General features: G+C 55.6%; 20 protein-coding genes, 2 tRNA genes and 1 pseudogene. 13 read left to right on the top strand and 10 right to left on the bottom strand.

What is annotated here, in order from left to right:
* The first annotated feature begins 15 nt into the window (after nucleotides 1-15).
* Nucleotides 16-516 carry an N-acetyltransferase gene (locus RCH93_RS06690; protein WP_306547550.1) on the top strand — a complete coding sequence of 167 codons (501 nt, stop codon included), beginning with the start codon at nucleotides 16-18 and terminating at the stop codon, nucleotides 514-516.
* Nucleotides 517-578: 62 nt separating this feature from the next.
* Nucleotides 579-3,140: a preprotein translocase subunit SecA gene (gene secA, locus RCH93_RS06685; RefSeq protein WP_306547549.1), complete on the top strand. Its 2,562-nt coding sequence runs from the start codon at nucleotides 579-581 to the stop codon at nucleotides 3,138-3,140.
* A gap of 98 nt (nucleotides 3,141-3,238) precedes the next feature.
* Here secA and ppk2 read toward each other — a convergent pair whose 3' ends face one another.
* On the bottom strand, nucleotides 3,239-4,165 hold the full coding sequence (gene ppk2 / locus RCH93_RS06680; protein ID WP_306547548.1) for a polyphosphate kinase 2: 927 nt from the start codon (nucleotides 4,163-4,165) through the stop codon (nucleotides 3,239-3,241).
* A gap of 230 nt (nucleotides 4,166-4,395) precedes the next feature.
* Between ppk2 and RCH93_RS06675 the strand changes: the two genes are divergently transcribed.
* The gene (locus tag RCH93_RS06675) at nucleotides 4,396-4,806 is read left to right on the top strand and encodes a hypothetical protein (RefSeq protein WP_306547547.1); all 411 of its coding nucleotides are present in this window, start codon (nucleotides 4,396-4,398) and stop codon (nucleotides 4,804-4,806) included.
* A gap of 27 nt (nucleotides 4,807-4,833) precedes the next feature.
* Here RCH93_RS06675 and RCH93_RS06670 read toward each other — a convergent pair whose 3' ends face one another.
* Nucleotides 4,834-5,550: a metallophosphoesterase gene (locus tag RCH93_RS06670; protein ID WP_306547546.1), complete on the bottom strand. Its 717-nt coding sequence runs from the start codon at nucleotides 5,548-5,550 to the stop codon at nucleotides 4,834-4,836.
* Nucleotides 5,551-5,663: 113 nt separating this feature from the next.
* On the bottom strand, nucleotides 5,664-7,127 hold the full coding sequence (gene cls / locus RCH93_RS06665) for a cardiolipin synthase (protein WP_306547545.1): 1,464 nt from the start codon (nucleotides 7,125-7,127) through the stop codon (nucleotides 5,664-5,666).
* Between the two features lie 283 nt (nucleotides 7,128-7,410).
* On the opposite strand from cls, the gene argJ reads away from it, so the two are divergent.
* The 8 genes from argJ (at nucleotide 7,411) to RCH93_RS06625 (ending at nucleotide 15,739) form a co-directional block, all read left to right on the top strand.
* A complete protein-coding gene (gene argJ / locus RCH93_RS06660) occupies nucleotides 7,411-8,595 on the top strand; it encodes a bifunctional glutamate N-acetyltransferase/amino-acid acetyltransferase ArgJ (RefSeq protein WP_306547544.1) in 1,185 nt (394 codons plus the stop codon).
* Nucleotides 8,596-8,605: 10 nt separating this feature from the next.
* Nucleotides 8,606-10,147: a CHAD domain-containing protein gene (locus tag RCH93_RS06655; protein ID WP_306547543.1), complete on the top strand. Its 1,542-nt coding sequence runs from the start codon at nucleotides 8,606-8,608 to the stop codon at nucleotides 10,145-10,147.
* A gap of 8 nt (nucleotides 10,148-10,155) precedes the next feature.
* Entirely contained in the window at nucleotides 10,156-10,893 is a 738-nt protein-coding gene (locus RCH93_RS06650; RefSeq protein WP_306547542.1) for a ParA family protein, read from the top strand.
* The gene (locus RCH93_RS06645) at nucleotides 10,871-11,395 is read left to right on the top strand and encodes a histidine phosphatase family protein (protein ID WP_306547541.1); all 525 of its coding nucleotides are present in this window, start codon (nucleotides 10,871-10,873) and stop codon (nucleotides 11,393-11,395) included. Before RCH93_RS06650 ends, RCH93_RS06645 begins: the two co-directional genes overlap by 23 nt.
* A gap of 411 nt (nucleotides 11,396-11,806) precedes the next feature.
* Nucleotides 11,807-13,060, top strand: a complete 1,254-nt coding sequence (locus RCH93_RS06640; RefSeq protein WP_306547540.1) for a valine--pyruvate transaminase — start codon at nucleotides 11,807-11,809, stop codon at nucleotides 13,058-13,060.
* 96 nt (nucleotides 13,061-13,156) lie between these two features.
* Entirely contained in the window at nucleotides 13,157-13,603 is a 447-nt protein-coding gene (locus tag RCH93_RS06635) for a DUF4177 domain-containing protein (protein ID WP_306547539.1), read from the top strand.
* Between the two features lie 46 nt (nucleotides 13,604-13,649).
* Nucleotides 13,650-14,699, top strand: a complete 1,050-nt coding sequence (locus tag RCH93_RS06630) for a microcin C ABC transporter permease YejB (protein WP_306547538.1) — start codon at nucleotides 13,650-13,652, stop codon at nucleotides 14,697-14,699.
* Between the two features lie 2 nt (nucleotides 14,700-14,701).
* On the top strand, nucleotides 14,702-15,739 hold the full coding sequence (locus tag RCH93_RS06625; protein WP_306547537.1) for an ABC transporter permease: 1,038 nt from the start codon (nucleotides 14,702-14,704) through the stop codon (nucleotides 15,737-15,739).
* 56 nt (nucleotides 15,740-15,795) lie between these two features.
* Here the strand turns inward: RCH93_RS06625 and RCH93_RS06620 are convergent, their stop codons facing one another.
* From RCH93_RS06620 to RCH93_RS06605, 4 genes are all read right to left on the bottom strand, one after another.
* On the bottom strand, nucleotides 15,796-18,411 hold the full coding sequence (locus RCH93_RS06620) for a hypothetical protein (RefSeq protein ID WP_306547536.1): 2,616 nt from the start codon (nucleotides 18,409-18,411) through the stop codon (nucleotides 15,796-15,798).
* 38 nt (nucleotides 18,412-18,449) lie between these two features.
* Nucleotides 18,450-19,055, bottom strand: a complete 606-nt coding sequence (locus RCH93_RS06615) for an ATP/GTP-binding protein (RefSeq protein WP_306547535.1) — start codon at nucleotides 19,053-19,055, stop codon at nucleotides 18,450-18,452.
* Nucleotides 19,056-19,134: 79 nt separating this feature from the next.
* Nucleotides 19,135-19,533 (bottom strand): roadblock/LC7 domain-containing protein, encoded by a 399-nt coding sequence (locus RCH93_RS06610; protein WP_306547534.1) that lies wholly within the window; start codon nucleotides 19,531-19,533, stop codon nucleotides 19,135-19,137.
* A 543-nt stretch (nucleotides 19,534-20,076) separates the two neighbouring features.
* The gene (locus RCH93_RS06605) at nucleotides 20,077-21,363 is read right to left on the bottom strand and encodes an IS701 family transposase (RefSeq protein ID WP_306547533.1); all 1,287 of its coding nucleotides are present in this window, start codon (nucleotides 21,361-21,363) and stop codon (nucleotides 20,077-20,079) included.
* Between the two features lie 108 nt (nucleotides 21,364-21,471).
* On the opposite strand from RCH93_RS06605, the pseudogene RCH93_RS06600 reads away from it, so the two are divergent.
* Nucleotides 21,472-21,660: pseudogene (locus RCH93_RS06600) on the top strand (integrase core domain-containing protein); the annotation flags it as partial.
* A 275-nt stretch (nucleotides 21,661-21,935) separates the two neighbouring features.
* Here the strand turns inward: RCH93_RS06600 and RCH93_RS17895 are convergent.
* Both RCH93_RS17895 and RCH93_RS06590 read right to left on the bottom strand, forming a co-directional pair.
* A complete protein-coding gene (locus tag RCH93_RS17895; RefSeq protein WP_373693268.1) occupies nucleotides 21,936-22,778 on the bottom strand; it encodes a DUF6444 domain-containing protein in 843 nt (280 codons plus the stop codon).
* A gap of 637 nt (nucleotides 22,779-23,415) precedes the next feature.
* Nucleotides 23,416-23,502: transfer RNA gene (locus RCH93_RS06590), tRNA-Leu, on the bottom strand.
* Nucleotides 23,503-23,715: 213 nt separating this feature from the next.
* On the opposite strand from RCH93_RS06590, the gene RCH93_RS06585 reads away from it, so the two are divergent.
* Nucleotides 23,716-23,910, top strand: coding sequence for a hypothetical protein (locus tag RCH93_RS06585; protein ID WP_306547532.1), 195 nt, complete (start codon nucleotides 23,716-23,718; stop codon nucleotides 23,908-23,910).
* A 59-nt stretch (nucleotides 23,911-23,969) separates the two neighbouring features.
* On the opposite strand, the gene RCH93_RS06580 is transcribed toward RCH93_RS06585, so the two are convergent.
* Nucleotides 23,970-24,070: transfer RNA gene (locus RCH93_RS06580), tRNA-Ser, on the bottom strand.
* Between the last annotated feature and the right edge of the window lie 246 nt (nucleotides 24,071-24,316).

Below are 24,316 nucleotides of genomic sequence, written 5' to 3'. Positions count from 1 at the left end.
ATGGAAAAAGACCCTATGTCCGAACATTGCAAGCACAACACGCCGGGGCGAATCCGGCCGGCGCGGATGGGCGACGTCCGCGCCATCCACGCCCTGCTGACCATCTTTGCCGCCAAGGGATTGATGCTGCCCCGCTCGATCAGTTCCCTCTACGACCATCTCCGCGATTTTGTGGTGTACGAGGAAGAGGGCGTGATTTTGGGCATCTGCGCCCTGCACATCAGCTGGGACAATCTGGCTGAGATCCGGTCGCTGGCCGTGGCCGAAGAACGGCAAAAATGCGGCATCGGCGCCCTGCTGGTGGAATCCTGTCTGGACGAGGCCAAGAGCTTGGAAATCAACACCGTGTTCGTTCTCACCTATCAGGCCGCCTTTTTTCGCAAATTTGGCTTCGAAGACCGCGACAAGCAGGATCTGCCCCACAAGATCTGGAGCGACTGCATCCACTGCTCCAAGTTCCCCGACTGCGACGAGGACGCGCTGATCCGCACCACCAATCTTACATCCGCCTCCTGATTCGGAACGGACTTCTCTTTTACTTATCCCAAGGGCGCCTGCGCCCTTGATGGAGACGCACGATGCTAGGAAGGACTCTTGCCAAGATTTTCGGCAGCAAAAACGACAGGGTAATCAAGCAGTACCGGCGGATCGTCAAGTTGATCAACGAGTTTGAGCCTTCGCTTGAGCCGCTTTCCGACGCCGAACTGGCCGCCAAGACCGTCGACTTCCGCGAGCGGCTTGAACAGGGCGCGGCGCTCGACGACCTGCTGCCCGAAGCCTTTGCCGTGGTCCGCGAGGCGGCCAGGCGGGTGCTGGGCGAGCGCCATTACGACGTGCAGCTGATCGGCGGCATCGTGCTCCATCAGGGCAAAATCGCCGAGATGAAGACCGGCGAGGGCAAGACCCTGACCTCGACCGCGCCGATTTATCTCAACGCGCTCAGCGGCAAGGGCGTGCACGTGGTCACGGTCAACGATTATCTGGCCCGCCGCGACGTTGAGTGGATGAGCTCGGTGTACCGGTTCCTCGGTCTGAGCACCAGCTGCATTGTCCATGACATGAACGACGAGGAGCGCCGGGAAGCCTACGCCGCCGACATCACCTACGGCACCAATAACGAATTTGGCTTTGATTATCTCCGCGACAACATGAAGTTTTCCCTGCAGGATTACTGCCAGCGGGGATTCAACTACGCGATTGTCGACGAGGTCGACTCGATTCTTATCGACGAGGCGCGGACGCCGCTGATCATCTCCGGGGCCGCAGAGCAGTCCACCGACATGTATCTCAAGGTCGACCGGATCATGCGCCATTTCAAGGCCGAGGAGCACTACACCAAGGAAGAGAAATCCCGGCAGATCATGCTTACCGACGACGGCGTAGGGTTGGCGGAAGAGCTGCTGGAGGTGGAAAACCTGTACGATCCGCGCTTCATCAACCAGTTGCACCACGTCAACCAGGCCCTCAAGGCGCACTACATTTTCCAGCGCGACGTCGACTACATCGTCAAGAACGGGGCTGTGGTGATTGTCGACGAGTTTACCGGCCGCACCATGGAAGGACGGCGCTACTCCGATGGGCTCCATCAGGCCCTGGAAGCCAAGGAAGGGGTCAAGGTGGAGAAAGAAAACCAGACCCTGGCCTCGATCACCTTCCAGAACTATTTCCGGATGTACAAAAAGCTGGCGGGCATGACCGGCACCGCCGACACCGAAGCCCCGGAGTTCAAGAAGATCTACAACCTCGACGTCATCGTCATCCCCACCCATCAGAAGATGATCCGCAAAGATTACGCCGACGTCATCTACAAGAACCAGCAGGCCAAGTACCGCAACATCGTCAATGAGATAAAAGAGCTCAACGAAAAGGGCCAGCCGATCCTGGTGGGCACCATCTCCATCGACATCTCGGAAAAAATCTCCAAGATGCTGACCAAAGAGGGCATTGCCCACGACGTGCTCAACGCCAAGCAGCACGACCGCGAGGCTGAGATTATCGCCGGCGCCGGTCAGCAGGGCAGGGTGACCATTGCCACCAACATGGCCGGCCGCGGCACCGACATCAAGCTGGGCGAAGGGGTGCGCGAGCTGGGCGGCCTGCACATCCTCGGCACCAGCCGCCACGAGAGCCGCCGCATCGACAACCAGCTGCGCGGCCGTTCCGGGCGTCAGGGCGATCCGGGTTCCTCGCGCTTTTATCTGTCGCTGGAGGACGATCTGCTGCGGATTTTCGGTTCCGACCGGCTGAGTTCGATCATGGACAAGCTCGGCATGGAAGAAGATGAACCCATCGAGCATTCCATGGTTTCGCGGGCGATTGAAAACGCCCAGCGCAAGGTCGAGGGCCACAACTTCGACATCCGCAAGCACCTGCTTGAATACGACGACGTCATGAACAAGCAGCGCGAGGTCATCTACAGCCAGCGCCGCGAGGTGCTGGAAGGCGAGAACGTGCGCCCGATTGTCGACGACATGATCGCCGAGCTGGTCGCGCAGGTTGGGGCGGAATTTGCGGGCAAGAGCGCGGCCGACGAGTGGGACTGGCCGGCTTTGGAGGAACGGGTGGAACAGCTGTTTAACCTGAAGCTTGATTGGCCGCAGGAAGATCGGCACGATCTCAACCACGCGACCTTTGTTGAAAAATTGCAGGAATCGGTGCAACAGGGCTATGCCGTGCAGGAGGAGCGCAACGGCGAGCAGCAGATGCGCCAGCTCGAACGGATGGTGGTGCTGCAGATGGTGGACACCCTGTGGAAGGAGCACCTGCTGCACATGGATCATCTCAAGGAGGGCATCGGTCTGCGCGGTTATGGCCAGAAAAATCCGCTGCTTGAGTACAAGCGCGAAGGCTACAACCTGTTTATGACCATGATCGAGGCGGTCAAACAGCACACCGTGGCCAATCTGATGCGCATCCAACTCGTGCAGGACGACGAACTGGCGCGGATGGAAGAGGAGCGGCGGCTACAGCGCGAGCGCGAGCTGGAAGAGGCTAAGCGTTCCAGCGCGACCGCGCCGACCGGGGTCGCTGAAATCGAGCGCAAACCGATTCAGCGGGTCGAAGACAAGATTGGCCGGAACGCGGCCTGCCCCTGCGGTTCAGGAAAGAAATACAAGAAATGCTGCGGGCATACCGGCTGATGGTTGCGCGCTGAGCGTTGCCCGCAAACGGCCGCTGGCTGTTCCTGCGGTTCAAGCCGTCGACCCTTGAGAGGGTTGACGGCTTTTTTTTTTGCTGCTCAGCCCCTGAGGTGCTGGGGATCAAACAGATTTTTTTCCATGTGCTTGATCTCGTCGATGCCCGAGATGATGATGTTGGGGTCGGTTGCCAGTTCGTCGTCCGGCAGCTTTTTGTCGTAGTCGAGGTGGGAGAGGATGTGCTTGATGCAGTTGAGCCGGGCCTGCTTCTTGTCGTCGGAGCGGATGATGGTCCAGGGGCTCAGGGTGCGGTTGGATTCGTTGAGCATCTGGAATTTTTTGACGGTGTACTGGTCCCAGTAGGTCTGGGCCAGGTTGTCCACCGGCGAGAGTTTGTACTGCTTGAGAATGTCGGTCTTGCGCGATTCAAAGCGTTTGGACTGTTCGTCCTTGGAAACCGAGAAGTAGAATTTGAACAGCTTGATGCCGTCTTTGACCAGCATCTCCTCAAACAGCGGCACGTCTTTCAAGAACCGTTTGTGCTGTTCGTCGGTGCAAAAGCCCATCACTGGCTCGACCATGGCCCGGTTGTACCAGGAGCGGTCAAAGAGCACCAACTCGCCGGCGGAAGGCAGGTGGGGCACATAGCGCTGGAAATACCATTGGGTAGCCTCCTTGTCGCTGGGCGCGGTCAAGGCGACGACGCGGGTGTTGCGGGGGTTAAGAAAGGCGGAGATGCGCTTGATGGTGCCGCCCTTGCCGGCTGCGTCGCGACCCTCGAATATGGCCAGCACCCGGGCCCCGCGTTTTTTCATGTCCTGCTGCAGTTTCATCAACTCGGTCTGCAGCTTTTTCAGCTCCATTTCATAGGCCAGGGCGGCCTTGCTCACCCACACGGCGACATGATCGTCGCTCTTTTTATCCTCCATGTAACGCAGAGCCGAACCTTCCTGCAGTTTGAAATGAAGGGCCTTGTCCGGCTCCTGATTTTTCCCTTTGTCGTCAATTTTCTTCTTTTTCTCGCCCATGCGTTTCTCCTTTGGCCGGCGCTGACCGCCGGCCGGGATGTCCGGGGCCTCTTTCCCGGCCCTTGGCGCGGATTGGAAAAGGGGTTCGGGATGTTTTTTTGTGGTGCAAGCCGGTGTTCGCGTATATATGAGGGTAGCACAGATCCTGGGAAAATCCAGGATGACATCGATATTTTTAACTATTTCGAACCGCTGGAAATACATTCCAGCCTATGGCGGGAGAATGCGCGATGAACGGAACAGACGAGGCGGTCAACGCCTTTCTCAGTGATTGGCAAGCAAGCCCGGAGGGCAATAAACAGGGATTCGTCCGGCTCAAAACCTTATTGTCGGCCAAAGAAAATGCAACGATTGAGTTCCTGCCCCGGCCAGGAGTCACCTACTCGTTGCGCGCCGCGCTTCCCGGCGGCGAGCGCCCCCTGTTTGTCATGGTCGACGTGATCGAGGATCAGCCGCGCTGGCTGTCGGTTTGCTTTTTTGGCGATATGATTCAGGACCCGGAAGAGCGCGGCGCCTTTGTTCCCGGCGGCTTGCTGGGGCAGGACGCCCTCTGCTTTGATCTTGAGGAGTGCGGCGAAGAGGCGCTTTGCTATGTCGAGGCCCGAATCAACGAGGCCTACGCGGCCGCCTCAGGTCGCTGAGGTCGCTGAGGCCGGGCTCGTCGCGGTTTAGTTGCGTTTGCTGGCGGTGCGGAACATCTCCCCGTAAATGGCCGGCAGTTGGTGCTGGTCAAGCGCCCTGATTACGGCCTCGACGTCGTAGGCGCAGCGGTGGTGACTGACCGAAATATTGCCCTTGGTCAGCTCAAGCACGGCGTAGGCGGCCTCGGGCCGTCCGTCGAACATCCGGCCCACCGAGCCCGGATTGATGAAGTGGACGCCGGCTACATGGCGGTGATACGGCGAATGCGAGTGTCCGGTAATCACCACCTCGCAGTTGGTTTCCTTGGCCAGTTCCTTGAAGCGCTTGTCCGGGGTGTCGGCGCAGAGAAACTCTTCGTGATCGGCCGGGCTGCCGTGGAAGAGGCCGATAAAGGTCTGGCCGAGGCGGAGGAGTTTCTTCTTTTTTAGCTCCAGAAGAAACTGGCTGTTTTCTGCGGTCAGCATGGCTGCGGTGCTGGTGTACATGATCCGCTTTTCCGGCTTGGACGGCTTTTTGAACGACTTGCCTTTGAGCAGTTTGATCACCCGGTCGTCGGTGTTGCCCCGGATGGTAAAGGCCTGACGGGCGCGCAGCCACTCCAGGGTCTCGTTGGGAAAGGGAGCATAGACCACGGAGTCGCCGCAGTTGAGCACATGGGCGCAGGCCAGCGGTTCCACCTCGCGGCTGACCGCCTCAAGGGCCGGGTAATTGCCGTGGATGTCGGATATCAGCAGGATTTTCATGGACAGGGAGAAGGCTCCGTGGAAGGAAAGGGTTGGGGAATTGTTGGGTTAAAACCGCCCGGCGCACTGTCTGGCAATGCCTGGCATTGTCTGGCGGAGGGTGCGCGGTCGGTTCACAGCAGCGGACTCACCAGCAGGGCAATGTTTTCCAGGAATCGTTGGCCAAAGGAACGGGCGCCAAAGGCCTCGGCGTCATGGGGCGTGGTCTGGCGCAGATACCGCTGTTGCAGTTGCCGAACCTGACCGGCAAAGTCTTTGTTATAGATAAAAAGCGTCATCTCAAAATTGAGCCAGAAGCTGCGCATGTCAAGATTGACCGAGCCAAAGAGGCAGAAATCGCCGTCCACGGTGATGGTCTTGGCGTGGAGCAGGCCGCCGGAAAAGGCCATGATGCGCACGCCAGCGCGGGTCAAGGCCTCGTAGCGGGCGCGACTGGCGTACTGCACCAGCCGCGAATCGTTTCTTTCCGGAACAATCACCGTAACCTCGACGCCCCGTTGCGCCGCTGATTTCAGCGCCGCCAGGATGGCGTTGTCCGGCGCGAAATAGGGCGTGGTGAGGATGAGTTCCCGCCTGGCCGCATAGATGGTGGTGAGCAGCAGGTCGTGGATGGTGTCTTCGCCGTAGCCCGGCCCCGACGGCGCCAACTGCACCAGGGCGTCGCCGGTCTGGGGCGCTGGCGGGAGGTCGGTGTTTTCAGGGGGATCGGAGGGGCGTGACGCCCGTTCCAGCCGCCAGTCAAAGAGAAAGATCGCCGCCAGAAGTTCCGCTGCCGGGCCGGTGATCCGAACCATGGCGTCCACCCATTCGCCGACCCCGTTTTTCTGTTTAAACAATCGCGGATCAACCAGATTCTGGCTGCCGGTGTAGGCGATCTGGTTGTCGATCACCGCTATCTTGCGGTGGTTGCGCAGGTCAATGCGGATAAACAAGGCCCGGATCAGGCCGGCGGGCAGAGCTTCCGCCACAGCCACGCCGCCCGCGCGCAGACGTGCGGCGCTCCGGCTGCGGAGAAACGGTTTGGAGCCGATGCTGTCCAGCAACAGCCGGCAGACCACGCCCCGTTTGCAGGCAACCAACAGGGCGTCGATCAGATCGTCGGCCCATCCGCCTTCGCTCAGAATGTAAAATTCGAGAAAACAGCTGGACTTGGCGCGGCCAATGTCTTCAATCAGCAAGGAGAAAAAACGCTCGGCCGCATCGATCAGTTCCAGCCGGTTGCCGGGCATGGTGGGGATGCCGGTGGTGGCCATGATCTGTCGATCCAGGGGCAGACATTCCGGATTGACCGCGCTCCAGTCAATGGGCGGGGCGTCCACATGGCCGGCCGTCCTTGCGCGGACCACCGGTCGATCCTTGATCAGGCGGTTGGCCCGGCGCTCTCCCAAACGGTTTTCGCCAAACAGCAGGTAAGTGATTGCGCCGCCGAAAGGAAGCATCAAGATGACCACCAGCCAGGCAAAGGAGACGCTGGGCGCGCGCTTGCGCATGATGACCCGCAGGGAAAAACCAATGCGAATGGCCAGATCGGCAAGAAAGAGCGAACCGGTCAGGCTCCAGGCAACGGTGTCCATCATGTCGAAAAAGGGCCTGGCCCCTTGGGAAGCGGCGGTGATTGATCCACCCTGTGCAAGGTGGGGCGTGTTGGGCTGGGTATGTGGGAAAGCATGGTTGGGAGTCTCTGGAAACGGTCATCGACGGTTCCGGCCGTTGAAGCCGAAGCGTAAGGTGGCATAAAACCCTGTTCATGGTCAAGGGAAATCACCGTCGCCCAATGGTTCGCTCTTTTCTTTTGTCGGGCATCTGGTAGAGTATTGACTGTTGTCATTCTAATAACTTCATTAAAAAACAGGATGTTTCATGCAGGTGAAAGGATTTTTGGCCGCTGCTGTCCCGGCCGGCATACGGTATGCGGGTCGGCTTGATCTGGGGATGATTTTTTCGCGGACGCCGGCGGTGACCGCTGGCGCCTTTACCACCAACAAGGTCAAAGCGGCTCCAATTTTCTTGGATATGGAGCGGTTGCGTTCGGGTTTGGCCCAGGCGGTCCTGGTCAACAGCGGCAACGCCAACGCCTGCACCGGCCAGGACGGAATGGCTCAGGCTGTCGCCACCAGCGCCATGGCGGCACGGGAGCTGGGCATTGATGAGTCGCTGGTGCAGGTGGCCTCGACCGGGGTGATCGGCCAGCCGCTGAGCGCCGAGCCCTTTGCCCAAGCCATGCCGGCGCTGGTTGCCCGGCTTTCGGCGGACGGTTTTGACGAATTGGCCCAGGCAATCATGACCACGGATTTGGTCCCCAAGGTTGCTGAGGCCAAGGTGTTGCTCAACGGCGTGGAGGTCTCGATCCTTGGCTTGGCCAAGGGTTCGGGCATGATCATGCCCAACATGGCCACCATGCTCTGTTTTGTGGTCACCGACGCCAACATCGCTTTTCCGGTGCTCGATCAATTGGTCAAGTCCGGGGTGGAACGGAGTTTCAACCGGATCACCGTGGACGGCGACACCTCAACCAACGACATGGCGCTGGTCATGGCCAACGGCGCAGCCGGCAACGCCCTGATCGACGATGCCAATGCTGAGACGGCGGCCCTGTTCGGCTCGGCCCTGTTTGGCGTTTTCAAGGATTTGGCGCTGAAGATCGTTGCCGACGGCGAAGGGGCCACCAAGCTGGCAACCATCAAGGTGGCCGGGGCGCGCAGCGAGGCCGAGGCGGTTGACGCCGCCCGAACCATTGCCAACTCTCCCCTGGTCAAGACCGCCTTTTTTGGCGAGGACGCCAACTGGGGCCGGATCATCGCTGCCCTGGGACGATCGGCTTGCCACTTTGACCAGAACCGGGTGGCGATCAGCTTTGACAAGGTCAGGCTGGTCGAAAACGGCGTGTTCGTGGGCGCTGCCGCGGAATCAGCCGCCACCGAGGTGCTCAAACAGCGGCAATTCACCGTCACCGTGCAACTCAGCGAAGGCGCGGCCGAGGCCGAGTTCCACACCTGTGATTTTTCCTACGACTACGTGAAGATCAACGCCGATTACCGGAGTTGAGGGAGGAGCGATGCAGCAACCTGGCGCGGACACTTGGCTCCTTCCCGACACGCTCCAGGTTGACGCGTTGCTTGCCGCCCTGGCTGCGGAGTTTGGCTGCGAGGCCGCGCCCGAGTACGCGGCCTTGGTGGTGTATGCCGATTCCTTTGACTGGCGGCTCTATCAGCAGGGCTACCTGCTCCATTGCCACGATTCCTCCTGGACCTTGTACCACGGCGACAGCTGCGAGGTGACCGTGCAGCAGGGCGGGCCGGAATTGAAAACCTCCTGTTTCGCCCATCAGTTTCCGCCGGGCCGACTCCGGGAAACGCTGACCCCGGTGCTTGGCGTCCGGAGTCTCCTGCCGTTGGCGCCGGTGCAATTGAGCGGTCGCCAGGTCCGGCTGCTCAACAGCGACCAAAAAACTGTGGCCCGGCTGGTGCTTGAAACCCAGCAACCGGCGGGGCAGGGGACGATGTTTCGCCTGATTCGTTTGTTCCCCATCCGTGGGTACGATCAGGAACTGACGCTTGTCCAGCGCATCCTTGCCGACAACGGCGTTCGCCATTCCGCCTCCCCCCTGATCGGATTTGAAGAGGGCTGCCGGAAGGCGGGCCGGCAACCGCTGGACTACAGCTCGAAATTCACCTTGGAGCTCGATGAAGCCAGCACGGCCCGCCAGGCCATGACCTGCATCTATCAAACGCTCCTCGACAGTATTAACCGCAATATCCCCGGCGTGCTGGCGGATTGGGACACCGAGTTTCTCCACGATCTGCGGGTTGCGGTCCGTCGCACCCGATCCGGGTTGAGTCTGGTGAAACAGGTTCTGCCTGGGGAAATCGTCGCCCGCTTCAAGCGCGATTTCGGCCTGCTGGGCAGCTTGACCGGGCCAACCCGCGATCTCGACGTTTATCTGCTCAACCGGGCCGCCTATCTCAAGCGTCTGCCGCCCGCCTTGCAACCGGGGTTGGACGCCTTTTTTGGCGAACTGGCCCGTCGCCGTCAGGCGGAACAGAAACGCCTGGCCCGGGCCCTGCGGGGAAAAAAGAGCAAAGCAATGCTCATTGCCTGGAGCCGCTGCCTCCACGGGCAGGATCGACAACCGGCGCCTTTGGCGGCAACGCCGATTCGCGAGTTGGCCGGGCGGATCATCCTGCGCCGGTACAAACGGGTGCTGCAAAACGGCCAAGCATTGAGCGCAGCCACGCCGGATTCTGAAGTGCATCGCCTGCGGATTGAGTGCAAAAAGCTGCGTTATGCCATGGAATTTTTCAGTTCTCTGTATCCCAAGGAGGAGATCCAACAGGTGGTGCGGCATCTGAAAAAATTGCAGGATATTCTGGGCGACTTCAACGATCTCTCGGTGCAACAGCAGATGCTTCGCCAAGCCTTGGAGGAACTGCGGGTCGGATCGCGGCGCAACCTGGAACAGGCCTCGGCCCTGGGCGGGCTGCTGCAGAGCCTGTTTGAGGAGCAGCAGGCGCTGCGCGATCATTTTGCCGAAGCCTTTGATCAGTTCAGCGATCCGGCAACCACAGCGCTGTCCCACGAACTCTTCCGAAAAATATAGGATTTCCCATGAGCGTGCTTGCGGTCTACAACATCAAGGGCGGGGTCGGCAAAACAGCCGCCTCGGTCAATCTGGCCTATCTCTCGTCCATTGAAGAGGGCAAGACCCTGTTGCTTGACATGGACCCGCAGGGGTCGGCCTCCTTTTATTTCCGCATCCGGTCGCCGGATAAATTCGGCGCCAAAAAATTGCTCAAGGGCGGCAAACACATCGAGGAGAACATCCGAGGCACCGACTACCCCGGCCTTGACATGCTGCCCGCTGATTTTTCCTACCGCAACATCGACATCGCGCTTGATGAGTGCAAAAAATCGCAGAAGCGGCTGAACAAGGTGCTGCAGCCCCTGGAGGACGAATACGCGCGGATCGTTCTTGATTGTCCGCCCAACCTGACGCTGTTGTCGGAAAACATCTTTTACGCCGCCGACTACATCCTGGTCCCGGTGATTCCCACCACCCTGTCCCTGCTGTCGCTGGAGCAACTGTTTGCCTTCCTTGATGAAATTGGCCAAGGTCGCGAAAAGGTGCTGGTCTTTTTCTCCATGGTCGAGAAACGAAAAAAGATGCACGCCGACATGATGCAGTCCCTGCAGGATAAGTCCTGCGTCCTGCAATCGGTGATTCCCTATTCTGCGGACATCGAACGGATGGGGGTGTATCGGCAGCCCGTTGCCGCCGCTCTGCCCGGATCGATCTCCGCTGCAGCCTATGTGAGTTTGTGGCATGAAATCCGAGATCGCCTCTAAAGACGCCGTCAGGCAGCTGCTGATCTGCCGCCACGCCAAGTCAAGCTGGCAGGACGGAGATTTGAGTGATTTTGCCCGCCCCCTCAACAAGCGCGGCGAGCGCGACGCCCCGGAAATGGGCCGTCGACTGCTGCTGCGCGGGATACACCCGGATCTGATTCTGACCAGCCCGGCGACCCGCGCCCAAAGCACCGCCGCTCACTATGCCGCCCAATTGGGATGCGCGCCGGGCGTGTTGCAGCTCAATCCGGATCAGTACGCGGCCACCGCATCCACCCTGCTGACGATGCTGCAGGGGCTGCAGCCGCAGATGCGCACCGTGCTGCTGGTTGGGCACAATCCGGAGAGCACGGTGCTGGCCAATGCGCTTGGCGGTCTGGCGATCGACAACATTCCCACCAGCGGCGTCGTGGCCCTGGAGTTTGCCCTCGACTCCTGGCGCGACCTGGCGGTGGGGAAGGGGACCTTGCTGTTTTTTGATTTTCCGAAAAATCATGGTTGATTGGTTGCAACCACAGCGCCTGCCCGGTTCCGATGCATAGAACGAAAAAAGAGCGGGAACCGGACTGCATGCGATGCAGGAATTTTTTCATCACCTACCATCCTCAGCAACCGAGGGGATGCCGGGCGTACGGGTTTAAAAGCAAGGATCTGCCGTCTAGGGTGGTGCTGGCGAGCTCCGGTCAGCCCTGCCAGTTTTTTGCCCCGCGTAGCCCCGCCTGAATGGCAACTGCCCCGCAAATGCGGCGGTTCGCGTTTTTGTCCCGACTCCTTTTGCATACATCGGGTTGGATTTTTCCTTCGATACTGGTAAGATTACCAGTTCACCCGATGCGGGCGCGCAGCGGGCGGCGGAGTTTGCTTTGAGTGGGTGCTTTTTCTTTTACAGCAATCAGGGATTGAGGGGTGGGGCATGAAACTGTCGGCGTTTGGCGAAAAACTTTCCACGGGCGCGGGGATTCTGTCGTTGATGGACGACCTCGGCAACGCCCTCGCCGAAGGCGATAAAATCATGATGGGCGGCGGCAACCCCGGCCACATTCCGGAAATTCAAGAGGTGATGCGCCAGCGGCTGCAGGCCTTGATTGCCGACGAACAGTCGTTGCGCAAACTGATTGGCGTCTACGATCCGCCCAAGGGCGAGGTCGATTTTTGCAAAGCCCTGGCAACGTTGTTGCGCCGCGAGTATGGCTGGGATCTAAACGAGGAGAACATCTGCCTGACCAACGGCAGCCAGGGGGCATTTTTCCTCCTCTTTAATCTGCTGGCCGGCAGAACGGCCAACGGCGGCCACCGTAAAATACTGCTGCCCATAGCCCCCGAATATATCGGCTATGCCGACCTCGGCCTGAGCGATGATTTTTTTACCTCGGTGCAGCCGAGAATTGAGCCTGTTGGGGAGAAGTTTTTCAAGTACCGGGTCGATTTTGAGCGAATAGCCGTCACCGACGAGATCGGCGCCATTTGCGTGTCGCGGCCGACCAACCCAACCGGCAACGTCCTCACCGACGACGAAATCGCCGGATTGGCCAACTTGGCCGAAACCCACGACATCCCCCTGATTATCGACAACGCCTACGGCACGCCCTTTCCGTGCATGATCTACACCGAAGTGAAGCCGGTGTGGAACAAGCATCTGATTTTGTGCATGTCGTTGTCCAAATTTGGCCTGCCCGCCGTGCGCACCGGCATTGTGGTCGCGGAGAAGGAGATCATTCGCCTGCTTTCCGGGGTCAATGCGGTGGTAAATTTGGCGACCGGCAGTTTTGGCGCCATGCTGACCACCGAGATCATCCAGTCTGGCGAGATTATCCGCCTCAGTCGCGAGGTGATCCGACCCTTTTATCAAAAGAAGATGGAACGCGCCCTGGCCTGCATTGAAAAGAGTTTCACCGGTTTCCCCTACAAAGTGCATGTGCCCGAAGGGGCCATGTTTCTGTGGCTGTGGTTTCCAGGGCTGCCGGTTTCCAGCCGGCAACTGTACGAACGGTTGAAACAACGGGGCGTGGTGGTGGTTTCGGGCGATTATTTTTTCCCGGGCCTGGCGCCCGGTTGGCGGCATGCGGAGGAGTGTTTGCGGATCACCTATTCCCAGGCGGAAGAGGATGTGCAGCAAGGCGTTGCCGTTATCGCCGACGAGGTGAGGTCGCTTTTTGCCCAACAGTAGGCGGGTGGGCGCAGGGGCGCTGAGACGGCGCAGGTCGATGTTGGTCGGACGTTTGCGGAAGGATCGTTGCAGGGAAAATTTTATGAAAAGGAGACGATGATGTTGTGGCAATACCGGACCATTCTTTTTGAATTCACCAAAGATGGCCTGTTGGGCGACCGATATGTCGATGATGAAGAAATGGAGAAGACCCTCAATCAGTTGGGGCGACAATCTTGGGAACTGGTGAACGTGACCCTGCTGCAAGACGGCTTGCTGGCCTTTTTAAAGCGCCGGACAGAGGAAGACGGCGCTGTTGCCAGGGGCAAAGAACGGGAGGGCAGGGAGCGCGTCGCCGCGGAACCGCCGAGGCCGGCCGAACCCGCCCACTCTGCGCCGCCGATTGTGCGAGAACCCAGGCAGGCTCCAGTCCCGCGCACTCCGGTTGTCGCCGAACAGGCGTCGATTGAGGAACGCGAGCTTCTCCACGGCTTTGATCGCCAGCGGAGAAGCGGCAGGGCCAAGGACGACACGGATTTTGTCGGCGGCATCAAAATTTCTTGATCGGAGACATGGATCCTTGCATCTCCAGCCAAGAAATCTCTGAGTCATGACCCTGTATATACTGAAGCGACTGGTGCTGATGTTGCCAACCCTGATCGGGGTCATGCTCATCACCTTTGTGGTCACCCAGTTCGTCCCCGGCGGCCCGGTGGAACGGATGATGGCGCAATTAAGCGGCTACGGTTCCGGCAATGAATCCGCTGCAGTCGGCGGTGGGTTGTATCAGGGCAACAAGGGGTTGGATCAGGAGCGGGTCGAACAGTTGAAAAAGCTCTACGGTTTCGACAAACCGCCGCTTGAACGTTTTGTCGACATGATGCGCCGCTATCTGGCCTTTGATTTCGGCGATTCCTACTACCACCACATGAGCGTCGCCCAACTGGTGATTTCCAAGCTGCCGGTGTCGATGTCGCTTGGCTTGTGGAGTTTTCTCATTGTCTATTCGGTTTGCATTCCCTTGGGGATTGCCAAGGCGGTGCGCGACGGCTCGACCTTTGACGTCCTGACCAGCTCAATCATCCTTGTCGGCTACGCCATCCCCGGGTTTGTGCTGGGCATTGTTTTGATTGTCCTTTTTGGCGGCGGCAGCTTCTGGAGCGTGTTCCCTTTGCGCGGTCTGGTCTCCGACAACTGGCGGGAACTCAGTCTGGTCGGCAAAGCGTGTGATTATCTCTGGCATATGGTCCTGCCGATCATCGCCTCCACTGTGGGCAGCCTCGCGGTGATGACCCTGCTGACCAAGAATTCGTTTCTGGAGGAAATTCGCAAACAGTATGTGGTCACCGCCAGGGCCAAAGGCTTGGAGGAGCGGCAGGTGCTGTACAAGCATGTGTTCCGCAACGCCATTATTCCAATCATCACCGGCTTTCCCGGCAGCTTCATCACCGCTTTTTTCACCGGCAGCCTGCTGGTGGAGACCATCTTTTCCCTGGACGGCATGGGCCTGCTGGCCTACGAATCGGTCATGAACCGCGACTACCCGGTAGTGCTCGGCACCTTGTATTTTTTCACCATCATCGGACTGGTCTCGCGCCTGCTTTCCGACCTCTCCTATGTACTGGTGGATCCGCGCATCAGTTTCGAGGGCAGGCAATAGCCATGGGGTTGGAGAAAACGCGCAGAGCGGACAGCTTGGGGCGCAAGCGTTGGCGCCGGTTCCGGCAAAACCGGCGCGGCTTCTACTCGCTGGTTCTTTTTGTTGTCCTGTTTGGCCTCAGTCTGGGCACCGAGCTGCTCAGCAACGACAAACCGCTTTTCATCCGCTACCAAGGGGAGAACTATTTTCCTCTGTGGCGGATGTATCCGGAAACCGTTTTTGGCGGCGATTTCGACACGGAAACCGATTACCGCGATCCCTATATCCGCACCCGTTTGACCGCTGACGGCAACATCGTAGTTTTCCCGCCCAATCCCCACAGCTTCAACTCGATTAACCTGGAACTGGATCGTCCGACGCCCGCCCCGCCTAGCCCGGAGAATTTTCTCGGCACCGATGATCGCGGCCGCGACGTTCTGGCTCGGTTGATCTACGGTTTCCGCTTGAGCATCCTCTTTGGCGCGGCGTTGACGGCGGTCGGCACTCTGATCGGCATTGCCGCCGGTGCGGTGCAGGGCTATTTCGGCGGCCGGACCGATCTTTTTTTTCAGCGCTTTATTGAACTCTGGGGCTCGATGCCGGAGTTGTACCTGCTGATCATTTTTGCCTCGATCTTTAAGCCATCCATGCTGTTGTTGCTGATTCTGCTGTCGCTGTTCGGCTGGATGGGGCTGTCGGATTATGTGCGCGCCGAGTTTCTCAAAGGGCGCAACATGGAGTACGTCAAGGCGGCCAAGGCCTTGGGCGTCGGCAATTTTACCATCATGTCGCGCCATCTGCTGCCCAACAGCATGACGCCGGTGATCACTTTTTTGCCGTTTCGCATGTCCGGGGCCATTCTCGCTCTGACCAGTCTTGATTTCCTCGGACTGGGCGTGCCGCCGTCAACCCCCAGCCTGGGGGAACTGCTGGCCCAGGGAAAGGCCAACATCGAAGCGTGGTGGCTGTCGCTCTCCACCTTTGTCGTGCTGGTGGGGGCGCTGGTGCTGCTTATTTTTATCGGCGAAGCCCTGCGCGAGGCCTTTGATCCGAGGAAATAAAAAAAGGACCGAAGATACGGCTCTTCGGTCCCTTGTGCAAATGAGAAGTGATCTGGTCAGTGGTTGTGGTGGTGCAGATCGTGCCGCAGTTTGGCAAATTCTTCTTTGATGTTGAAGCGCAGCTCGGACAGTTCGAAGTACAGCTCTTTGGCGGTGTAAGCGAACTGCGGTTCCTGGCTGCTGTCCGGCGAGCTTGCCGCTGGAACAAGAGGCATGACGGCGCTGGCCTGTTGCAGCCAGGCGGTGAAGCGGCTGATTGCTTCCGGCAGCTCCTCGGCCGGGCATGAGGCGAGCAAAAGCTGTTCGTACAGATAGTTGACCAACTTTTCCGTGGCCGCATCCTCCTTGGCGGGCAGGCGCATCAGCATGGCAATCACGGAGTTGAGCAGTTGCATCAAAGCCTGTTGTTCGCTGGAAAGTCCGGCTTGCTGCAAGGAGGCGACAACCTCGGCGGCTTCAGCCATCTTGTCGCGCGAGGGCGTGCGGACAACGAACGGCAAAAGAGCGCCTAGAGCGGCTAGTTGCATTTGCCTGTCTTCTTCCGGCGAACCAACGGCGTCGGTCAAGGTTGCCTCCAACGCCTCGGTTAATTCATCCGTCGGAGCAAGCACAGGCTCTGTTTCTTCCTCAACCGCGTCAAAAAAGAGATCCAGTGCGCCCTCAAGGGTTTCGTCCGGCAGTTTGTCGTCATCAACAACTGTGGCGGGTTCTTCTATGTCCGACAATTCCGGTGGCGAGAATTCGCTCAAAGCCGGGGCTATCTCGAATTCTTCCTCTTCCACGAACGGCTCAAATGTTGGGGCAGCCTCCTCAACAATTGCCGTTTTGGGTTCTTCCTCGATGTCAGCGCCAAAAAAGAAATCAAGTTTTTCTTCGATTTCATCAATAGGGGTGAAATCCAAAGCCGCCACCGCTTCTTCTTCCGAAAAACCTTGTTCTTCGGCACTGTCCGCGAGCGCTGCCTGGACGCTGTTCTCGGTATCGAAAAAGAGCGATTGCTCGATCTCTTCAACCGAATCCTCGCCGGCGGCCTGAACAGGTTCCGCCGCTGCGTCTGCAAAAAAATTGTCCAGCTTGCTTTGAATATCCAGAGTGTCGATATCCGTATCCTGAGCGTCACGCTCAAGCGAATCGGCGGGCTGCTCCGCATCATTCAAGGCAGCCACCACTGCATCTTCCGCAAATTCAAGATCAGCGTCAACGTCTGCCAAGGCCGCCACAGGCTCGTTGTCCTCGAACGCCATTTCCAGGGAATCGGTTTCCTGGGCCGACAAGGCCATGAAAGAATCCTCGCTTTCTTTCTCAGCCTCGCCAAAAAGAAAATCAAGCTGTTCGGACAGATCGCTCTGAGCAGGAAGATCCAGGGGTTCGGATTCTTCGCTGAAACCGGCGAATTCGTCCGAATCGGACAAGGCCGGCATGAGGCCGCGTTTAGCGCTGAGGTGGGCCTCAATAAAATCGTCGGCGAGTTCGTCGGCGACCGGATGAATGGCGTCAGGCGGCAATATTTCGTCGGGATATTGTATGTCGGCGGTTTCCATGGCCGGTTTTGCATCAAAGGCAAACAGCGTGTCAATTTCAGCGCCAATGGCCTCGGACGCATCGGCGGCGGTCGACGATAGGTGGTCGTGTTCCACTGCGACGTCTTCCTGGAAAAAAATGGGAGTCGGCGCTTCGTCGAACGCAATCGGCTCTTGATCTGTGATCCCCTGGATAGTGCCAGGAGCGCTGATTTCTTCAACAACATCGTCAATCAATTGTTCGTCCACAGGGGAAACAGACTGGTTGGTGATGAGCATCTTGAGGTTGTTGAGACGATTGATGCGATCAACCAGAAGTTCCTGGACGCCGGCCTGATCAAGGCGGCTGCCGTCTGTTTGCGACACCTGTTCCAACGCCTCGTTGAACGAGTGAAGGAGCGTGAACGCTTCAGGATGGGCGTCGGCCCGTTCCTCGGCGATGTAATCGCTCAAGGCCTGCAAACCCTGCAAGAGCACCAGCGCCGGCTTGTTCTCCATCATCTGTTGATGGTGGGCGGCAAGCATGGCATTAAATTGCGCCAAGCTGTCATCCGTGACTTCCCAGTCGAGACTAAGAATAGCGGCTTTCAATTGTTTGGCGGCATTCGATTCTGTAGGAGGCGATGAGGGCGCATCTGGAAGCACGCTTGGCGCAATTGTAGAGACAACCGGCTTGGGTGCATTGTCTTCGCTTTGGTTGATCTGATATTGGAGAATTTTGAATTTGCGAACATCGCCTTTGAGCAGTTGGGTGATTTGTTCCCCTGTGATATTTGGCGAAGAGATTATTTTTTCAAAATTGTAGAAAAAGGTGAGGAGCAGTTTGATAGAGTTGGGATGAGCGTAGGCCCCCTTGGTGCGGATATAATTTCCTATTTTACTGAGGCCTTGCAAATACACCTCGGCCACTTTGTCGCCCTGCCACATCGACTGCAAGTTGTCCAACTCGTCCGCCAGTTCCTGCAGAATTTCGTCGTTGATTTCCCAATCCAATGAAAGAATGATGGATTTAAGCCGGGTCAACGGGGAAGATTCTTCGCTGGTAAACTCAAATAGATCGACATCCTGAGTGTCGAAGGATTCGTTGGCGAAGAGCGTCAGATCTTCAAAATCTTCAATTGCGGAGATTGTTTCACGCTGCGTTTTTTTCATAGACCGGCTCTAGTGTTGGCTCCCTTGGTGCTGCGCCATTACATAAGTTTCTTCTGAATGGAAATAACCGTGGATGAAATAATTTTTTTGAGCGTTTCTGGAACGTTGTACCCGGTGAGCGCACTCGCCTCGAACGTGGGCACCTTGAGTTTGCTGTTCAAATCCTTGTCAAGAACAGAAATCGGCAACACAGGAATGCCCTGATTGCGCAGATCAACTTTGTTGTACTGAAGAACCAACGGAATCTTGAATATGGATTCCTTGTAACTCATAAGATTTTCATGCAATTGGTTGAGCGAGCGAATGTTTTTTTCGCGCATCTGTTCTTGGGCGTCGGCCACGAAAACAATGCCGTCCACGCCCTTGAGCACCAACTTTCTGGTGGCATTGTACTTGACCTGGCCGGGAACCGTATATAGCTGAATTTTGAGTTCGTAACCCTTGATCTGTCCCATGTTGAAGGGCAAAAAATCGAAAAAAAGGGTGCGGTCGCCATGGGTTTTAAGGCTCACCATTTCAGACTGAATCTGTTTGGTGAATTTCCTGTTGATGTATTCAAGGTTGGTGGTTTTGCCGCCGCGGCCTGGACCGTAGTAGACAATTTTCACCTGGACGATCTTTTCTCTGAGATTGATAAAACTCACAACGCTCTCCTACGGTCTTAAGCTGATCGCAAAAAATCCATAACAATAATAGTCAGACGCCTTGGACCGAAGAAATCAGTTATTTGCGCGACCAGATTTTTTTAATGCGCTCAATGGTTTCAACCACATTAAGACGAAGAAAACCCAGAGAGATGCTTTTGCCAAACATGGTTATGAGCAACAGTTCGTCGTCAATTTTGGAGAAATGGATATTGCACTCCGCTCCTTTATGAAACAGCAGCGAAAATTCTTGCTCGCCGACAAGTTTGGCCATGGCGTCGACGGTGGCAAAATTACCGGCGGCTAAGGCGGCAAACGAATACACATCGTATTTTGATGTGCCGTTGTCTTTGGCGGTAATAATGTTGCCTGCCATATCAATGATGATAACGCAGTCGACGCCAATTTTTATGAGCTTTTCAGTCAGGATTTCATCTATTTTTTCAAGTTGTTCCTGGCTAACAACTCCGTAATTCATATAGCTACCTCGTGCATGTTCATATAAGTTGTTTTTTGGGGAGAGCCGATATTGCCGAATTTTGCAAGGGGCAAACCGCAGCCCTTGGGGCGATTGTTTGGGAGTCCATTAGTCGCCGAACATTGAGCATTGCTTTTTGGCCATCGACCAGTGTGATGGTCCGAAATTCAGTCTGTTTACACAGATTGCACGTTAAGCAATGTTCGGAAATTAATGACCGGATTAAAATGGGATTCTCAAAAAGCCAATTTATTCAGGAGGATCTCTTGGGCACCTTTTTCAATTATGAGGAGTATACGTCAGAAAAAAAATTATATGAAGCGGTTTCTTCTCATTATATTTATTTCTGATCGATTGACCGAACTAGTACTACTCCGACACATACTGTACTTTAACCATTCAACATCCGAACCAGCAGCCTTGAAATCTGGTGCCTGACATCAGGCAGTGATGGCATGCCCTTGGCCCGTTGTTTTTGTCTTCATCGCTCAGAGGATCGGAGAGAACAGCAACGGTGGCGCGACCGCTCCATCTGCTTGCTTTTCAGAACAAAGCAGCGCTTTCCAGGGTCGACCTTTTCTGGATCCAGTTGCGCCGCGCTGTGGCACTCAGCTGTTTTTTTTGCTGCAATCGCAGGAGTGTCAGGTAGCCATAAGCCAGCGTTGTTAGAAGAACATGCCGATGCCACCCGTTCCAAGAGCGCCCTTCATGGTGATCAAGCCCCAGTTCTTCTTTCAGCTGTTGATAGCCATGCTCAATCCAATAACGTTCATGATAGAGCCGGGCAAGGTCAATCGTTACCAGGTGCTGTGGCATGTTGCTAAAGAAGTAGCGAAGCTCGTGTCCACCTCCTCTCAGGGGACGGCGCTCTATCAGCAACCAGACCTGTTCATGATGATCGCCTTGTTTCCATCCGATGGCCGGCCAGACTCTCATCGAGACGGCTTCTGCAGCAAGTGGCTTGTCTTTTGAATTGAGCCTCAGCTCCAGTCGTTGCCAGGCATCATCGGCAATGCTTGCTCCCAGTGCCGACAGCTTGATTGGCTCGGGGTTTGTGGAGATCACCTTAGGGCGAATTCGTGGACGCCCCCGCTTATGCTCTTTGACTGGCGCAATTTCAAAGACCGGTTCTTGAAGAAAGACCTGGGTGTTGGAGTACACCCCCAACATGTAGCTTTCATTGCGTAACTCAAGCTCCTGGCGAAACTCCGGAATGTTGCCATACCAACCGTCAGCAAGGATTGCACGATGGGGCACATTGTCTTTGCGAGCCAGGTCAACAAAATCAAGTGCAATGCGCCATTTAGACTTATGACGGACCGACTCCGGCACATGTGCTTTTTTACGCTTTGCAGCGCATTCATTATTGTCCTGATCCCAAGATTCGGGGACAAACAGTTCCATGACATATGGCCAGGCAATATCTTGACCGACATACGTCATGCTGACACCAATCTGGCAGTTGTCAGTCTTGCCTGACGCACCGCAGTGTTGCCGGGCAACACAGACACTGTCATACCCTTTCTTAGGGAAGCCGGTGTCGTCAATAACCAGGAGTCCTTGCGGATCGGATGTGGCGTCAAGCATGGTGCGGCGGAATTGTGCAGCAACAAGTTGATCATCCCATTTGGCTGTCGAGAGAAGACGCTGCATGCCACGCTCTGAAGCGTTTACCTTCTCTGACATAGGTTCAACTGATTTCCGCTCACCGTCCATAAGTAGGCCGGTTATGTAGCATTCAGCAAGCTCTCGACTCTCTGAACGACGGAAATAACCATAATAGGGAGCCAAGTATTCTTCGATGCCGGGGAAAACGATCTCTGTTGTCATGTGCAGAGATTACCGCACGAAGCAGATTATATCAAGTCAAGTGTCGGAGTGGTATCAAGTGGAAAATCTGCCACCAGTAGCGCCCAATGAAGGGCCTAACCAAGGAGCAGGCAATGGGAATCCGTGAAATATGAATGGGTGTATTTGCATGCCTATGACACGGTCACCGATGCCAGAGTTTCGATCATGCAATATCTGGACTGGTACAACAGATCCCGACCCTATTCAAAATTAGAGAAAAGAACCCCGGACGAAGCATATGCCGTGATGTTGCCGACGGTTAAACAGGCAGCCTAACAACAAGCAGAGACTCCACTTAAAAAAAAACTGTCCGAACGAACTGAGCCACCTCTTTCAGCCGCTTGCATGCGAGAGAGTACAAGAGTCAGTTGATACCGCTCCTTGCAACGACTGCAGACAATTACGGCCACTTCGTGAAGAGGGAATTTTTCAGGAACGGGCTGGAGTAATTGGCTTTTCATTTGTCTGCGGCCTTGAAGAACGGTTCCAAATCTTCTGGTTCAGATTCTTCTTTTTTGAAGGACCATTCCCTGTTCACGGGCTCTCGAAATTCAATGCCAAGCAGGCGGTCGTAACGTTTGGCGAGCATGGGGAAAAACTTGAAATGAAACCGTAGGAGCAAACTGAAAACCTCGAGATAAGCCATCACGCAAAAGCCGATGAAAACGAGGAATAAGCCGAAAATGGTTAGAGCGTCTGAATAGGTCATAAGTCGGCTCGATAGTTGGAAATGATAGGTAAAGCCTGATGAGTCTGTTTAGTTGATATTGAAGGACATCAGTGGCAAGGTTACGGAAGGCTTCGGCAAATTGGGGATCGATATGAATATCGCCGCAATTGGTCGTAATGGTAAAACCGCGCATCATGCGGGGAACGCGCTTGGCGAGGGGATATTTCAAATCGTCGATGGTTTCTGTAGCCCTCGGGCTCCTGGCTCCTGTCAAAGGGGATGTATTTGACGATGTCGGGTTCAGCCACCGGTCGCACGCGGCACCGACGTGTCCCGGTTGCCCGCCGGGTTTGCGGCCGTTTGGCGAGCGCGGCTCCTTCTTGCGGAAGGGATCGGTTGACGGCGGCTTGCTGCTGTTTTTGCTGTCGAGCCCCAACCGGTTCAGCAGCAGCGAAACCAACAGCAGCAGCACCTTCAGACTGCCCTTGAGCGCCGGCGAAAGTCCTTTCTCCGCGGCAATCAGCTCGGCAACCCGCTGTACCGTCTCTTCCACATTGATGTTGTCGATGGTCACGCCATCCCCCGTGTCTATATCATGCCGCCAGTATACCACGGGTTTTAAAACCGGAAATTTTGCGCCAAAATTGACCTGTGTCGCATTCTTCTTTTTTGCGCAACCCCCGGGGGCCGCACCACTCCAGTTCGCTGTCGGCCAGAAGCGCATGGGCTGCTTTTTCGGGATAAAACAGGGCACGTGGCCGGTGGGGTGGAGATTTGAAAATTTACCTCAAAACCCTGTTAAGAACTTTTTTGAACTTTTATGGAGTTTTGCTGAATAGTTACAAAATGGGGAACAATTCTCCCATGTTTTGGATTAATCGCTTTAATTGCTTGCATTTCGAAAGTGAAAAGAAGAAAGGAGCGATAATAATTAGCGTAGCGGCAGAGGAAAGTGAGGTAAATACAAGATATCTTAAAAAAATCTCGAAAAGGTCAAACAAGAAACAATAGCAGCGGAAAACTTGAATCTAGCAGCAGAAGAGAAAAAATCGATACGCCTCGAACCTGAAAAGAAAAAACTGACAACAGGCCCGAAAGTATACACCTGGATAAACGACAAAGGGCAAACCGTTCATTCAAATCAGCCCCCAAAATGAAGGATTTTAGAAGGATTTTTTCAGAGAAAAACAGGGAGTAATAGAGTGCGAAAAAGAGAAAAAACATAATAAAAATAATAGCATAGACTGGATAAGTCTGCCATTTTTCAGCCTTCACGCCGGCGACAAAAAATGATGCAAGTTTATGCAAGTAGTCAAAAAAAAGGGGTTACACGACAGATCGTGTAACCCCTTGATTTTTCATGGTACCGGAGGTCGGAATCGAACCGACACGGGGTCGCCCCCGCTGGATTTTGAGTCCAGTGCGTCTACCAGTTTCACCACTCCGGCACAAATATTTTTACATTTTACCGACCGAGCTTTTTCCTGTCAAGGAGAAAGCTCGGTCGTTGTTTCGGCCTAGCCCATGTTTAATGGTCCCGCAAAAAGTCAAACGTCCACCGACGAAACAGTCGGTTCCGGTTAGCTTTATACCGCTAACCGAAGGTTGTAGCCGTCAGCCGCCTCGTCGTTTGCAAAAAAAGCAAAGGCGGATACCCGTGCTTGGCGGCCTCACAGCGCCAAAAGCTCTTTGACAACGGTACAACCAGAAAATTAAAGGTCGGACACACCGGCATGTTGATGCTTTTCTATCCTTTTGTTGCGATGAGCAACAAAAGCGGCGGGGCGCAGGATAAGAAGGGCAACCCATGGCAAACCTCTTTTACCAATGGTTTGTGTCAAATGGGCTTTCGGTGATTATACAACAAAATACCCGTTGGTATTATTGAGCAATATTAACTGGTTGAACGTCACTGTGGTGACCCCAAGGGGACTCGAACCCCTGTTGCCGGCGTGAGAGGCCGATTCGTACGCTATCTTTCACGATTTTTCTAATCATTCACCTCATTTTACGGTCACTGGCACCGCTAAAAGCGCATTAAAAAGCGCATTAAAAACGCCTTAACTTTGGTTCGTCACCTGACGAGCCTAGATATAAAATGAGGACTAACAATGTATTTTCCAGAAACACCTACGCCATTAATTTTAAAAATATGCTTTATGTTAATTGATAATTCAATTTACATACTATTAATTTTAAATATTTTACTTTTTATGCTGAAATTAAATTTAGAAAAAAATATTATTCAGAAAATTTCAAAGT

The organism is Desulfobulbus sp. (assembly GCF_030824455.1).
Taxonomy (GTDB): Bacteria; Desulfobacterota; Desulfobulbia; order Desulfobulbales; family Desulfobulbaceae; genus Desulfobulbus.
This window is presented reverse-complemented; position numbering and strand designations above follow the sequence as displayed.

What these genes read in the sequence shown, in the direction of transcription:
- RCH93_RS06675 (WP_306547547.1), top strand. Translation starts at nt 4,396, where the DNA reads ATGAACGGAACAGACGAGGCGGTCAACGCCTTTCTCAGTGATTGGCAA.
- ppk2 (WP_306547548.1), bottom strand. Translation starts at nt 4,165, where the DNA reads ATGGGCGAGAAAAAGAAGAAAATTGACGACAAAGGGAAAAATCAGGAG.
- argJ (WP_306547544.1), top strand. Translation starts at nt 7,411, where the DNA reads ATGCAGGTGAAAGGATTTTTGGCCGCTGCTGTCCCGGCCGGCATACGG.
- secA (WP_306547549.1), top strand. Translation starts at nt 579, where the DNA reads ATGCTAGGAAGGACTCTTGCCAAGATTTTCGGCAGCAAAAACGACAGG.
- RCH93_RS06640 (WP_306547540.1), top strand. Translation starts at nt 11,807, where the DNA reads ATGAAACTGTCGGCGTTTGGCGAAAAACTTTCCACGGGCGCGGGGATT.
- RCH93_RS06635 (WP_306547539.1), top strand. Translation starts at nt 13,157, where the DNA reads ATGATGTTGTGGCAATACCGGACCATTCTTTTTGAATTCACCAAAGAT.
- RCH93_RS06625 (WP_306547537.1), top strand. Translation starts at nt 14,702, where the DNA reads ATGGGGTTGGAGAAAACGCGCAGAGCGGACAGCTTGGGGCGCAAGCGT.
- RCH93_RS06610 (WP_306547534.1), bottom strand. Translation starts at nt 19,533, where the DNA reads ATGAATTACGGAGTTGTTAGCCAGGAACAACTTGAAAAAATAGATGAA.
- RCH93_RS06645 (WP_306547541.1), top strand. Translation starts at nt 10,871, where the DNA reads ATGAAATCCGAGATCGCCTCTAAAGACGCCGTCAGGCAGCTGCTGATC.
- RCH93_RS06650 (WP_306547542.1), top strand. Translation starts at nt 10,156, where the DNA reads ATGAGCGTGCTTGCGGTCTACAACATCAAGGGCGGGGTCGGCAAAACA.
- RCH93_RS06690 (WP_306547550.1), top strand. Translation starts at nt 16, where the DNA reads ATGTCCGAACATTGCAAGCACAACACGCCGGGGCGAATCCGGCCGGCG.
- RCH93_RS06670 (WP_306547546.1), bottom strand. Translation starts at nt 5,550, where the DNA reads ATGAAAATCCTGCTGATATCCGACATCCACGGCAATTACCCGGCCCTT.
- RCH93_RS06605 (WP_306547533.1), bottom strand. Translation starts at nt 21,363, where the DNA reads ATGACAACAGAGATCGTTTTCCCCGGCATCGAAGAATACTTGGCTCCC.
- RCH93_RS06655 (WP_306547543.1), top strand. Translation starts at nt 8,606, where the DNA reads ATGCAGCAACCTGGCGCGGACACTTGGCTCCTTCCCGACACGCTCCAG.
- RCH93_RS17895 (WP_373693268.1), bottom strand. Translation starts at nt 22,778, where the DNA reads ATGCGCTTCTGGCCGACAGCGAACTGGAGTGGTGCGGCCCCCGGGGGT.
- cls (WP_306547545.1), bottom strand. Translation starts at nt 7,127, where the DNA reads ATGATGGACACCGTTGCCTGGAGCCTGACCGGTTCGCTCTTTCTTGCC.
- RCH93_RS06630 (WP_306547538.1), top strand. Translation starts at nt 13,650, where the DNA reads ATGACCCTGTATATACTGAAGCGACTGGTGCTGATGTTGCCAACCCTG.
- RCH93_RS06620 (WP_306547536.1), bottom strand. Translation starts at nt 18,411, where the DNA reads ATGAAAAAAACGCAGCGTGAAACAATCTCCGCAATTGAAGATTTTGAA.